8 protein-coding genes are annotated in these 12,645 nt (G+C 36.8%); 2 read left to right on the plus strand and 6 right to left on the minus strand.

Annotated elements, in window-relative coordinates; translation table 11 throughout:
• The first annotated feature begins 191 nt into the window (after positions 1-191).
• Entirely contained in the window at positions 192-4,688 is a 4,497-nt protein-coding gene (gltB, locus tag F1003_RS09150) for a glutamate synthase large subunit (protein WP_155089107.1), read from the plus strand.
• A gap of 3 nt (positions 4,689-4,691) precedes the next feature.
• Complete coding sequence (locus tag F1003_RS09155) at positions 4,692-6,158, plus strand: glutamate synthase subunit beta (protein WP_155089108.1); 1,467 nt, start codon at positions 4,692-4,694, stop codon at positions 6,156-6,158.
• A 126-nt stretch (positions 6,159-6,284) separates the two neighbouring features.
• Here F1003_RS09155 and argH read toward each other — a convergent pair whose 3' ends face one another.
• The 6 genes from argH to proC form a co-directional block, all read right to left on the minus strand.
• Positions 6,285-7,559 carry an argininosuccinate lyase gene (argH, locus tag F1003_RS09160; RefSeq protein WP_155089109.1) on the minus strand — a complete coding sequence of 425 codons (1,275 nt, stop codon included), beginning with the start codon at positions 7,557-7,559 and terminating at the stop codon, positions 6,285-6,287.
• Positions 7,560-7,661: 102 nt separating this feature from the next.
• Positions 7,662-8,723 carry a M20 family metallo-hydrolase gene (locus F1003_RS09165; RefSeq protein ID WP_155089110.1) on the minus strand — a complete coding sequence of 354 codons (1,062 nt, stop codon included), beginning with the start codon at positions 8,721-8,723 and terminating at the stop codon, positions 7,662-7,664.
• Complete coding sequence (gene argB, locus F1003_RS09170) at positions 8,720-9,496, minus strand: acetylglutamate kinase (protein WP_155089111.1); 777 nt, start codon at positions 9,494-9,496, stop codon at positions 8,720-8,722. The genes F1003_RS09165 and argB overlap by 4 nt, the downstream gene beginning before the upstream one ends.
• A gap of 91 nt (positions 9,497-9,587) precedes the next feature.
• Entirely contained in the window at positions 9,588-10,523 is a 936-nt protein-coding gene (locus tag F1003_RS09175) for a Rossmann-fold NAD(P)-binding domain-containing protein (RefSeq protein WP_155089112.1), read from the minus strand.
• 135 nt (positions 10,524-10,658) lie between these two features.
• Positions 10,659-11,795 (minus strand): aspartate aminotransferase family protein, encoded by a 1,137-nt coding sequence (locus tag F1003_RS09180; protein ID WP_155089113.1) that lies wholly within the window; start codon positions 11,793-11,795, stop codon positions 10,659-10,661.
• Positions 11,792-12,592: a pyrroline-5-carboxylate reductase gene (gene proC, locus F1003_RS09185; RefSeq protein WP_155089114.1), complete on the minus strand. Its 801-nt coding sequence runs from the start codon at positions 12,590-12,592 to the stop codon at positions 11,792-11,794. Before proC ends, F1003_RS09180 begins: the two co-directional genes overlap by 4 nt.
• Positions 12,593-12,645 lie beyond the last annotated feature (53 nt).

The following is a 12,645-nucleotide window of genomic DNA, read 5'->3' on the forward strand; positions in this document are numbered from 1 at the left end:
AATCTTAGTTTTATTGAATTTTTTTCATTGTTTATTTCGCAAATAATACCCAGTACATTTATCGAATTTTCATTTAGAAAGCCTTGAATTATCGATTTGTGAAAAGTTTTTTCACTTCTTTCTTAATCAATAATTAGAGTATATATTACCCTTTCAAATAGAGCACAGAAGGCTCTAAAACACTTGGAATTATGCTGAAGAAACAAGGACTTTATTTACCGGAATTTGAACACGATAATTGTGGAGCTGGATTTATTTGTAGTTTAACCGGAAAACGCTCTAATGACATTATACACAAAGCACTAGAAATTTTAGTGAAGCTAGAGCATCGTGGTGCCGTAAGTGCAGATGGTGTTACAGGAGATGGAGCTGGTATCTTAATAGATATTCCACACAAGTTTTTTAAAATTTTCTGTGAGTTTGAATTGCCTGAAGCTGGCGAATATGCAGTAAGTAATGTCTTTTTGCCCAGAAAGGAAAATCAGCGTCAATATTGTATAGATGTTTTTGAAAAAGAAATTGAAAACCAAGGGCTTAAATTAATTGGCTGGAGAGATGTTCCTGTTAACAGTGATATACTAGGTGCCATCGCAACGGTCACTGAGCCTTCCATAAAACAAGTATTTATTGGCAAGTCTGATAAAAATCAATCCGATAGAGACTTTAATCTAAAATTATTTGCCGCGCGCAAAATTGCTGAGCATACTATTTACGAATCTAAATTATCAGAGTCTAAATTCTTTTACCTTCCAAGTCTGTCCACAAAAATTATCATTTTCAAAGGGTTGCTAAAACCAGAACATATTAATGAGTATTATTTGGATTTGTTCAATTCTGCATTAGATACAAGATTAGCATTAGTGCATCAGCGATTTTCAACCAATACATTTCCTACATGGGATTTAGCTCAACCTTTTAGATACATCTGCCACAACGGCGAAATCAATACCTTAAGAGGAAATGTGTCTCGAATGTTTTCGCGAGAAGAAATAATGAAAAGTCCTCTATTTGGCGAGGATATCAAGAAAATTATCCCAACGGTATTAAAAGGGAAATCAGACTCTGCTACTTTAGATATGGTTGTGGAATTATTATTGATGACAGGTCGTTCCTTGCCAGAAGCTATGATGATGTTGGTACCAGAAGCATGGGAGAAAAACGATAACATGTCGGATGCCAAAAAAGCGTTTTACGAGTACAATTCTTGCCTAATGGAACCTTGGGATGGTCCTGCCTCTATTCCATTTACAGATGGTAATTATATAGGTGCAGTACTAGATCGTAATGGTCTGCGACCTTCTCGATACACAGTTACAAAATCGGGTAATGTTATCATGTCTTCAGAAACTGGAGTGGTAGATATAAAACCAGAAAACGTAGAACACCATGGCAGGCTAGAACCTGGCAAGATGTTTTTAGTGGATATGAATGAAGGCCGGATTGTAAATGACGAAGAAATAAAAGAGGAAATCGCCTCCTTGCATCCGTATAGAAAATGGCTTAATGAGAATATGGTACACCTAAGGAATCTTTCTGCCAAAAAAGGACCAATAAATTATGATGAAATTGAATTAAAAAAGCGCGAAATAGTTTTTGGTTACACGGAAGAAGATTTAAATACCATCATTAGACCAATGGCCCAATTGGGCAAAGAACCAATAGGTTCCATGGGAAGCGATGCTCCAATTGCCGTACTTTCAGAACGTCCGCAATTAGTTTATAACTATTTTAAGCAATTGTTTGCTCAGGTTACCAATCCGCCTTTAGATGGAATTAGAGAAGAGTTGATTACAGACATCAGTCTAACACTTGGTAGCGATGTTAACCTGTTTGATATAAGTCCAGAGCATTGCAAAAAATTGAAAATTCAAAATCCTGTAATATCTAAGCATGATTTAGATAAAATCAGGAATTATGATACCAATCCAGATTTTAAAATCGAATCGATTTCCATGTTATACGAAGTGAATCGAGGCTTAAATGAATTGGAAATAGCATTGGAAAATTTGGTTACAAAAGCGTCCAAGGCTATTGATGAAGGAGCAAACATCATTATACTTTCAGACCGATATGTCGATGAAAACCACGCTCCGATTCCAGCACTTTTGGCCTGCTCCTATGTAAACCATGCCTTGCACAAATTAAAAAAACGCTCACAAATTAGCCTGATTATTGAGTCGGCAGAACCTCGTGAAGTCCACCACTTTGCCTTATTGTTTGGATATGGAGCAAGTGCCGTGAATCCATATATCGTTAATGAGATTGTTCAGAAACAAGTTAATAATAAGGATGTCACAGATTTAGAATATCTCAAAGCCATTAAGAATTACAACAAAGCCATCGGAAAAGGCATTTTGAAAGTGATGAACAAAATAGGGATCTCAACATTGAATTCTTACAGAGGTTCACAGTTATTTGAGTGTATTGGTATCAATAAAGCTACGGTAGACAAGTATTTTCCGAATACACCAACCCGTATTCAAGGGATAGGATTACGAGAAATTGAACAGGAGATCGTTAAGCGCCACAAAAAAGCATTCAACCAAAACGTTGAGCCTAATATTGAAATTGGTGGAGATTATAGATGGAGACGAGGCCAGGAAAAACATATGTTCAACCCATTGACAGTGGCTAAACTTCAAGAGTCCGTTAGAACAAATAAGGCCTCAACATTTAAAGAATATTCAGAGTTGGTAAACAACCAATCTAAAAATCTAATGACTATTAGAGGTCTTTTCGAATTCGATCAATTCGACCCAATTCCGATTGATGAAGTTGAGCCTTGGACGGAAATCGTCAAGCGATTTAAAACAGGTGCAATGTCCTACGGTTCCATAAGTAAAGAAGCGCACGAAAACTTAGCAATTGCCATGAACAGAATTGGAGGAAAATCCAATTCGGGTGAAGGTGGCGAAGACCAAGAACGCTTTTATAAAAGTTCGCAAGGAGATTGGCGTAATTCTGCCATTAAACAAGTTGCTTCGGGTCGTTTTGGTGTAACATCTAATTATTTGACCAACGCTAACGAAATTCAAATAAAAATCGCTCAAGGAGCAAAACCAGGTGAAGGTGGTCAGTTACCTGGACCAAAAGTAAATCCTGAAATCGCCAAAACAAGAAATTCCACTCCTTACGTTGGATTAATTTCTCCACCACCTCATCACGATATTTATTCCATTGAGGATTTATCACAATTAATTTACGATGTGAAATGCGCCAATAGAGACGCAAGAATCAATGTGAAATTAGTATCAGAAGTTGGTGTTGGCACAGTCGCTGCTGGTGTAGCAAAAGCCAAGGCAGATGTAGTCTTAATCTCTGGTTTCGATGGTGGAACAGGTGCCTCACCATTAACTTCGTTGCGACATGCTGGCTTACCATGGGAGCTTGGTATTGCAGAAGCACAGCAAACGTTGGTTATGAATAACCTTAGAAACCGAATCGTATTAGAATGTGACGGTCAATTAAAAACTGGTCGAGATGTAGCCATTGCTTGCTTGTTAGGTGCAGAAGAATTTGGTTTTGCCACAGCACCACTCGTCGCTTCAGGTTGTATTATGATGCGAGTGTGCCATCTTAACACTTGTCCTGTTGGGATTGCTACACAAAATCCAGAGTTGCGTAAAAAGTTTAAAGGTAAACCAGAGCATGTAGTCAATTACATGTATTTCGTAGCTCAAGAACTGCGAGAAATTATGGCAAAACTTGGATTTAGAACCGTTAATGAAATGGTTGGTCAAGTGCAAAAGCTAAATCGCAATAAAGCTATTGAGCATTACAAAGCATCAGGAATTGATTTAACTCCAATTCTACATAAAGTTAAAGTAGCTGAAGATGTGAAGTTATATAATACAGAGCTACAAGACCATGCTCTCGAATCACATCTCGATTTTCAAATTATAAAGCAGGCACATCAAGCTTTATTCAGACGACAAAACACACATTTGGAGCTTCCAATCACAAATATAGACAGAGCTGTTGGAGCCATAGTGAGTAACGAAATTTCAAAAATTTATGGTGCCGATGGGTTACCAGAAGACACTATAAATATAGATTTCACTGGTTCAGCTGGTCAGAGTTTTGGTGCCTTTGCAACTAAAGGACTAAGATTTACGGTGCATGGAAACACAAACGATTATTTAGGAAAAGGACTTTCTGGTGGAAAGCTAATCATAAAGGTACCTGAAAAATGCACCATCATTCCTGAACACAATATTATTACCGGAAACGTGACACTTTATGGAGCAACTTCTGGTGAGGTTTACATCAATGGTAAAGCTGGTGAACGATTTTGCGTGAGAAACTCTGGTGCCAAAGCCGTTGTAGAAGGCATTGGAGACCATGGTTGCGAGTACATGACTGGTGGTGTTGCTGTTATTTTAGGGAAAGTAGGTCGAAATTTTGGTGCTGGAATGAGTGGTGGTATCGCTTATGTATTGGATAGCGATAACACATTTGAGCAATACTGCAATGGAGCGGACTTAAACATTGATCCTGTTAAGAGTATTGAAGATCAGGTACAGTTGGAACAATTGATTGAAAATCATTTCCTGGCAACAGGAAGCCCTTTGGCAAGACGACTTTTAGATGACTGGAAAAACAGCCTATCAAAATTTAAAAAAGTACTTCCTGAGGAATATAGACAAGCTTTGTTGAGATTAGAACAAGAACTATTAGAAACTGCTTAGATTATGGGAAAGTTAACAGGATTTTTAGAGTATAAGCGAGAGAACGAAAGTTATGTAAAGCCACAAGAGCGCGTTACAAATTATAAGGAGTTCACCATTCCGCTTGAAGAAAAAAAGTTGAAAAATCAAGGTGCGCGTTGTATGGATTGTGGTATTCCATTTTGCCATAGTGGCTGTCCGCTTGGAAATTTAATACCAGATTTTAACGACAAAGTTTACAAAGGCAAGTGGAAAGAAGCCGCAGAGATTTTACACAAAACCAATAATTTCCCAGAATTTACGGGTCGCTTATGTCCTGCGCCTTGTGAGGAAGCGTGCGTGCTAGGCATTAATGAAGATCCTGTAACCATCGAAAACATCGAAAAAAATATTGTTGAACAAGCTTTTGCTGAAGGCTGGGTTACTGCACAACCTCCCAAAACAAGAACTGGTAAAACTGTGGCCGTTGTTGGTTCTGGACCAGCAGGATTAGCAGCTGCTCAGCAACTGAACAGAGCAGGTCATTCGGTTACCGTTTTTGAACGCGACGAAAAGATCGGTGGCTTATTACGCTATGGCATTCCTGATTTTAAGATGGAAAAACATATCATCGACAGACGCCTCAAGGTACTAGAAGAAGAGGGCATTTCCTTTAAAACAAATGCTCATGTTGGTGGAAATATTGATGCCAATAGGTTGAAAGATGAGTTTGATTCTATAGTGTTATGTGGAGGAGCAACTGTAAGGCGACAGATCCCAATTCCTGGAGCCGATTTAAAAGGTGTTGTTCAAGCCATGGATTTTCTAAAACAGAACAATGAGTATGTGGATGGCCTAAAGGATTTTGAAGATATTATTTCAGCAAAAGACAAAAATGTAATTGTTATAGGAGGCGGAGATACAGGAAGTGATTGTATTGGAACCTCAAATCGGCACGGAGCGAAATCGGTTACCAATTTTGAAATTTTAAGCAAGCCAACAGAAGGTCGCCCAGCACATCAGCCTTGGCCTTATTGGCCAATGAAGTTAAAGACAACATCGTCTCATCGAGAAGGTGTAGAACGTTTTTTTAGTATTTCGACCAAAGAATTTTTAGGAAATAAAAATGGTCATCTAAAAGGGTTGAAAACTGTTGAGGTAGAATGGATTTTTAAACCCGGTGAGCGTCCACAACTGAAAGAAATTGAAGGCACAGAAAGAGAATGGAAATGTGAATTGGCCTTATTAGCACTTGGTTTTACAGGCTCAGAAAAAACACTTGCAGACCAGTTTGGTCTCAATATGGATTTTAGAACCAATATTGAAGCATCAACAAAGGATTATGCAACTAATGTGCCTGGCATTTTTGCTGCTGGTGATATGCGTAGAGGACAGTCCTTAATTGTTTGGGCAATTTCAGAAGGCCGCCAAGCCGCTCATCACGTCGATGCCTATTTAATGGGTGAATCCAATTTGCCATTAAAAGATGACAATGATTTGCCGAGAATATAAAATTAAAAAAAGTCGCTAGTTTTAGGGTTAGGGGATTAATTCTGGTGGCAATATTTAAAGCATCTTGTTTAAGATGCTTTTTTTATTTCTTATGGTCTCGCAGCAATCACATTAGGTTTTGAACATTTATTCAGGAAACTTTTTCCTAATATATTCCAAACCCAAATTATGAATACTCCCCATATGGGAATGTTCTTTTCCTAAATCTGGTTTGTAAGTCCCTGCCTGAACTTCGTTTCCTATTTTTTGATATGCTTCCCTAAAGCTCATTCCCTCAACTACCAAATTATTAATACTGTCTACCGTAAAGAGGTATTGGTGCTTTTCGTCATTCAAGTCAATATCTTTTACTATGATTTGCTGAATGGCATAATTGAAAATATCCAAAATGTCTTTTACATCTTCAAAAGCGTTGATAATATTTTCTTTCAACAATTGAAAATCTCTGTGATAACCACTTGGAAGATTATTGGTGATGAGCAACATTTCGGAATGTAAGGCTTGAATTTTATTGCACTTCCCACGAATCAACTCAAACACATCAGGATTCTTTTTATGTGGCATGATACTACTACCTGTGGTCAGCTTATCTGGAAAACTAATAAATCCAAAATTCTGACTCATATAGAGACAAATATCCATGGCGAATCGTGACATGGTGTTGCACAAGCCGCCTAAAGCATTTGCAATAACACGTTCACATTTACCTCTGCTCAATTGAGCTGCAACCACATTAAATTTTAAAGTTGAAAATCCTAATTCCTCAGTTGTGATATTTCTATCAATGGGAAATGAACTCCCATAGCCAGCCGCTGAACCCAATGGGTTCTGATCTACTATTTTTGAAACGGCATTCAGCACATAAACATCATCAATCAACAATTCGGCATAAGCAGAAAACCACAATCCAAATGATGACGGCATAGCAACTTGCAAATGTGTGTAACCTGGTAATAATTTTGATTTATGTGTTTCGGCTAGACTTAAGAGTGTATCGAAAAACGTTTTAGTTTTATCATTAATGATTTGTAGACTCTCTTTATAATATAATTGAAGCGCCACCAAAACTTGATCGTTTCTAGACCTTGCAGTGTGAATTTTTTTTCCAACTTCACCAAGGGTTTTAGTCAATTCAAACTCGATTTTAGAATGTACATCTTCAAACGAATCTTCAATTACAAAAGTTCTGTTTTCAATGGTTTCTGCAATTACTCCTAATCCGCTTTTGAGTTTCTGTAATTCTTCCGACGTAATAATGCCAATTGATTCTAGCATTATCGCGTGTGCCAATGATGCCTGAACATCGTATTTTGCAATATGTAGGTCGATTTCCCTGTCGTTACCAACAGTGAACTGTTCTATTTTTTTATCGATTGAAAATCCTTTATCCCAAAGTTTCATAATTATCAATTTTACTGTCATTGCGAGGAAAAATGACGAAGCAATCTGTCTATTTATTATAAAATTGCTTCACCACCTTCAAAATGACATTTTTATTAGTGTTTATAGTATCTTTTCTAACAATTCAATATAAATCTTTATCCCTTCTTCAATTTCATTGATATAAATAAATTCATCAGCACTATGTGAACGCGTGCTATCACCAGGTCCTAACTTCAACGATGGACAACTCAAAACCGCTTGGTCCGATAATGTTGGTGAACCATAGGTACTTCTTCCTATTTCAACACCAGCGACTACCAAAGGGTGGTCAATTGGTATAAACGACGAATTTAATTTTATACTTCGCGGAATGATACTATCGCATGGTGCTTCATCCTTTAAAATATCAACAATTTCCTGGTTGGAATATTTGTCATTAACACGAACATCTACGACCAAATTTACTTCTGCGGGAACCGCATTATGCTGCTTCCCTGCATTAATTTGGGTAACGGTCATTTTTACATCTCCCAAAGCTTCTGATGATTTCTTGAAGGTATAGTTCTTAAACCAATCCAATACCGAAATGGAATTGTAAATCGCATTATTCTCATTGGGATGTGCTGCGTGACTTGGCGTACCTTTAACAACGGCATCAAAGACCACCAAACCTTTTTCCGCGATGGCTAAATTCATCAATGTTGGTTCGCCAATAATGGCCACATCAATTTTTGGAATAATGCTTAACATACTATTTAAACCATTATCTCCACTGTTTTCCTCTTCTGCAGAAGCAACAATTACGAGATTGTATGCTAAGTCTTTTTTATCATAGAAATACGCAAAAGCAGCCAACAAACTTACTAAGCAACCACCAGCATCGTTACTACCCAAACCGTATAATTTTCCATCCTCTACAATAGCTTTAAAAGGATCTTTGGTGTAACCATTATTTGGTTTTACGGTATCGTGATGCGAATTTAAAAGCAATGTAGGTTTGGTTTCTTTAAAATATTTATTGGTTGCCCAAACATTATTTTTAATCCGTTTACAGGGCATGTTCAGTTCTCGAAACCACGTCTCGATATAAGTTGCCGTTTGGTCTTCCTCTGAAGAATACGAGGGAGTTTCAATGAGTGTCTTCAGCAATTTTATTGCCTTTGTAGTTAATCTTTCTATCATTTTGTAATCGTTGTATATTTTGTTTTTGCATTGAAAAGCATTTCAGGTTTTCCAATGCAAACCTTGTTCACATTATGGGTTATGGCATGAAAACAGTTGTCAATTTTTGGCAACATACCTTCATAAATAATTCCATTCGATTTTAATTCTTGATAGGTCTGTGAGTTGATGTGTTCTATAACAGAATCGTTATTATTTACATCGACCAAAACACCATTTTTTTCAAAACAATAATACAGTTCTGTATTGAAAATATTTGATAAATCAATTGCCAAAGCTGATGCAATAGTATCTGCATTTGTGTTAAGTAATTGTCCGTTTCCATCATGTGTTATAGCGCAAAAAACAGGTATGATTGCGTTGTTTAGTATAATCTCTAAAGCGTTTGTGTTTACTTTTTTTACATCGCCAACAAAACCGTAGTCTATGGTTTTAATTGGTCGTTTTTCTGAAACAATGGCATTCCCATCTGCACCAGAAAACCCAATAGCATTACAATTACTTGCTTGTAATTGAGCAACTATATTTTTATTGATTTTCCCTGCGTAAACCATTGTAATAACATCTAGTGTTTCGGCATCAGTAATACGCCTTCCATCAATCATTTTAACCTCAACTTTCATTTGGTTGGCGAGTTTTGTGGCTGATTTTCCACCTCCGTGCACTAATAATTTTGGTCCATCAATGGAGGCAAATTCTTTTAAAAATGAATGCAATGCTTCGTTATCATCGATGATGTTTCCTCCTATTTTTATGATTTTTAGTGTTTTCATTTTTTGCCTTTTTTGTCATTCCCGTGAAAACGGGAATCCACAATTATTTAAGATGGATTCCTGCCTACGCAGGAATGACAATGAAATATGATCACAGATTTTCCAATATCTGCTTCAAAACAACTTGAGCCGCATAAGTTCTGTTATTAGCTTGCTGAATAACCACAGATTGGCCACTATCCAAAACGGCATCTTCAACCACAACATTTCTTCTCACAGGTAAACAGTGCATGAATTTTGCATTTCCCAGCTTTGCTTTCGTCATCATCCAATTTTCATCTTGATGCAATACTGTTCCATAGTCATTGTAGCTGCTCCAGTTTTTAACGTATGCAAAATCGGCATCTTTTAACGCTTCTTCTTGATCGTAATTTATGGGTGTCTCCTTGGTAATTTCTTTATTTAACTCGTAACCTTTGGGATGTGTAATGGTTAAATCAACTTCCAAGTATTGCATCATTTCTACAAAAGAATTTGCCACGGCTTGAGGCAAAGCTTTTGGATGAGGTGCCCAGGACAATACTACCTTTGGTGTTGCCTTTTCTGTTAGTTCTGAAATCGTAGTGGCATCTGCCAGAGCCTGTAGTGGATGCGCTGTAGAACTTTCCATATTTACGATTGGTACTGTTGCATATTTTTTAAAGCTTTTTAAAACATATTCGCTTTCATCCCTTGTTTTATCCTTTAAAGCTGAAAATGCCCTAACAGCTATAACATCGGCATACTGTGAAATTACTTGCGCAGCTTCTTTGATATGTTCTGGGGTGTTGGCATTCATGATGGTTCCATCTTCAAATTCTAATTGCCACGCGTCGTTTACATTCAAAATCATTACTTCCATTCCTAAGTTTCTTGCTGCTTTTTCAGTACTTAATCGTGTTCTTAAACTCGAATTGAAAAAGAGCATTACTAAGGTTTTGTTTTTGCCCAAATCTTGAAATTCAAAAGGGTTCATTTTTAATAAAATAGCATCCTTTATGGTTTCTGAAAGGTTGGGTATGTCTTTTATTTTGGTGTAGCTTTTCATATTTATTTCTCACGAAAGAGGATTAACTTTTTTAACTCGTTTTACACCCCTAAAGTCTCCTCAAGGGGACAATCCTCAAATCAACTTAGGTACTATTGTCCCCTTGAGGGGACTTTAGGGGTGTTTTCAAATCATTTATTTTCTCATTTTTAATTCTTTTTCTAAAGCCTCAAAAAACACATCAATATGTTTTTTCTGAATCGTAAAAGGTGGGAGAATCCGCAACACATTAGGATTTTTTGCACTTCCTGTAAATATATAGTGGTTAAAAATGAGCTTTTTTCGTAATTCTGCAACCGGAAAATCAAACTCCAAACCCAACATTAACCCTCTACCTTTTACCTGTTTTATTTTTGAAATACCTTTAGCTTTATCCATAAAATATGCTGAAATGTCTTTTACATTTTGCATTAAGTTTTCTTCTTTAATAACACCCAAAACGATTGAAGATGCCACACATGCCAAATGATTACCGCCAAATGTTGTTCCCAACAATCCATAAGATGGTTTGATGTTTGAGTGAATCAATATTCCCCCCACAGGAAAACCATTACCCATGCCCTTTGCCATTGATATGATATCTGGTGTAATATTGTGTTTTTGAAAGGCAAAAAAATCTCCAGTTCTACCAAAACCAGACTGGACTTCGTCCGCTATAAAACAGGCGCTATATTTTCTGCAAAGATTTTCTAAGCCTTGATAAAATTTGGTTGTGCTTTCGTCCAATCCACCAACACCTTGGATACATTCAATTATCACAGCGCAAACATCGTTTTTAGCAAGTGCTTTTTCTAATGTGTCCAAATCACCTAGTCTTAAAATTTCAACTTCTTGTTGTGCATTTATTGGTGCAATAATTTTAGGGTTATCTGTTGCTGCGACTGCAGCAGACGTTCGTCCGTGGAATCCATTTTTAAACGCTATAACTTTTTTCTTTCCGTTATGAAAAGAGGCTAGTTTTAGAGCATTTTCATTAGCTTCTGCACCAGAATTACATAAAAACAATTGATAGTTTTTGCAACTAGATAGAGTTACTAGTTTATTGGCCAAATCAACTTGTAATGGATTTTGAATAGAGTTACTATAAAAACCTAATTTTTCAACTTGATCCGAAATTGCCTTAACATATTTTGGGTGGGAATGTCCGATTGAAATGACGGCATGACCTCCATATAAATCCAAATATTCTACATTGTTTTGATCATAAACGTAGATATCTTTAGCTCTTACAGGTGTAATATCGAATAATGGATAAACGTTGAACAAGCTCATATCTGTTCTTTTTTAATGCTATTTATTTTCTTAAAAGATGCCACCATTCCTTGAATTAGCGACGAACTCAATCCTTTGTGCTCCATCTCATTCAGACCTTCAATGGTGCAACCCATTGGTGTGGTGACTCGGTCTATTTCCTCTTCAGGGTGATCACCATTTGTGATTAATAAATTTGCTGCTCCTTCACTAGTGTACATGGCCAATTCCTGAGCCTCTTTGGCATCAAAACCCAATTGAATTGCAGCTTGTGTTGTAGCACGAATCAACCGCATCCAAAAGGCAATTCCACTAGCACAAACTACAGTAGCTGCTTGCATTTGTGATTCAGGAATTTTCAGCGAATGTCCCAAACGATTGAAAATAGCCTCTGCAATTTTAATACGCTTTTCACCTTTTTCATTGCAGCATAAACAGGTCATGGATTTACCAACTGCTATGGCTGTATTTGGCATAGCGCGAATAATGAAAATATCTTCTCCAACAATTTTTTCAATTTTTGGAATCAGGAATCCTGTAATCGTTGAAATTAGGACATGATTTTCGGTCAAATGCGGTTTGATGTCATTTAAAATTGCTTCAAAATGCGCTGGTTGAACGGCAAATATCAAAATATCGGATTGCTTTACGGCTTCGATATTATCTGTTGTTAAAATCACATTTTTATAACCATCTAATTCCTGAATATCACTCAAGTTTCTTTTGGTTAAATAAAGTGTGGTTATGGCATTATTGGTTATAAGCCCTTTGGCGATGGACTTTCCTAAGTTTCCTGTTCCTATGATTGCTATTTTCATCTTTTTATGTTCTGTGTCATTACGAAGGTTACTGAAATAATCTTTTTAAGCAG

It is taken from the genome of Winogradskyella ouciana (assembly GCF_009709615.1).
Lineage (GTDB): Bacteria > Bacteroidota > Bacteroidia > Flavobacteriales > Flavobacteriaceae > Winogradskyella > Winogradskyella ouciana.

Excerpts from the sequence above, each read along its gene's own strand:
- gltB (WP_155089107.1), top strand. The coding sequence starts at position 192 with ATGCTGAAGAAACAAGGACTTTATTTACCGGAATTTGAACACGATAAT.
- F1003_RS09155 (WP_155089108.1), top strand. The coding sequence starts at position 4,692 with ATGGGAAAGTTAACAGGATTTTTAGAGTATAAGCGAGAGAACGAAAGT.
- argH (WP_155089109.1), bottom strand. The coding sequence starts at position 7,559 with ATGAAACTTTGGGATAAAGGATTTTCAATCGATAAAAAAATAGAACAG.
- F1003_RS09165 (WP_155089110.1), bottom strand. The coding sequence starts at position 8,723 with ATGATAGAAAGATTAACTACAAAGGCAATAAAATTGCTGAAGACACTC.
- argB (WP_155089111.1), bottom strand. The coding sequence starts at position 9,496 with ATGAAAACACTAAAAATCATAAAAATAGGAGGAAACATCATCGATGAT.
- F1003_RS09175 (WP_155089112.1), bottom strand. The coding sequence starts at position 10,523 with ATGAAAAGCTACACCAAAATAAAAGACATACCCAACCTTTCAGAAACC.
- F1003_RS09180 (WP_155089113.1), bottom strand. The coding sequence starts at position 11,795 with ATGAGCTTGTTCAACGTTTATCCATTATTCGATATTACACCTGTAAGA.
- proC (WP_155089114.1), bottom strand. The coding sequence starts at position 12,592 with ATGAAAATAGCAATCATAGGAACAGGAAACTTAGGAAAGTCCATCGCC.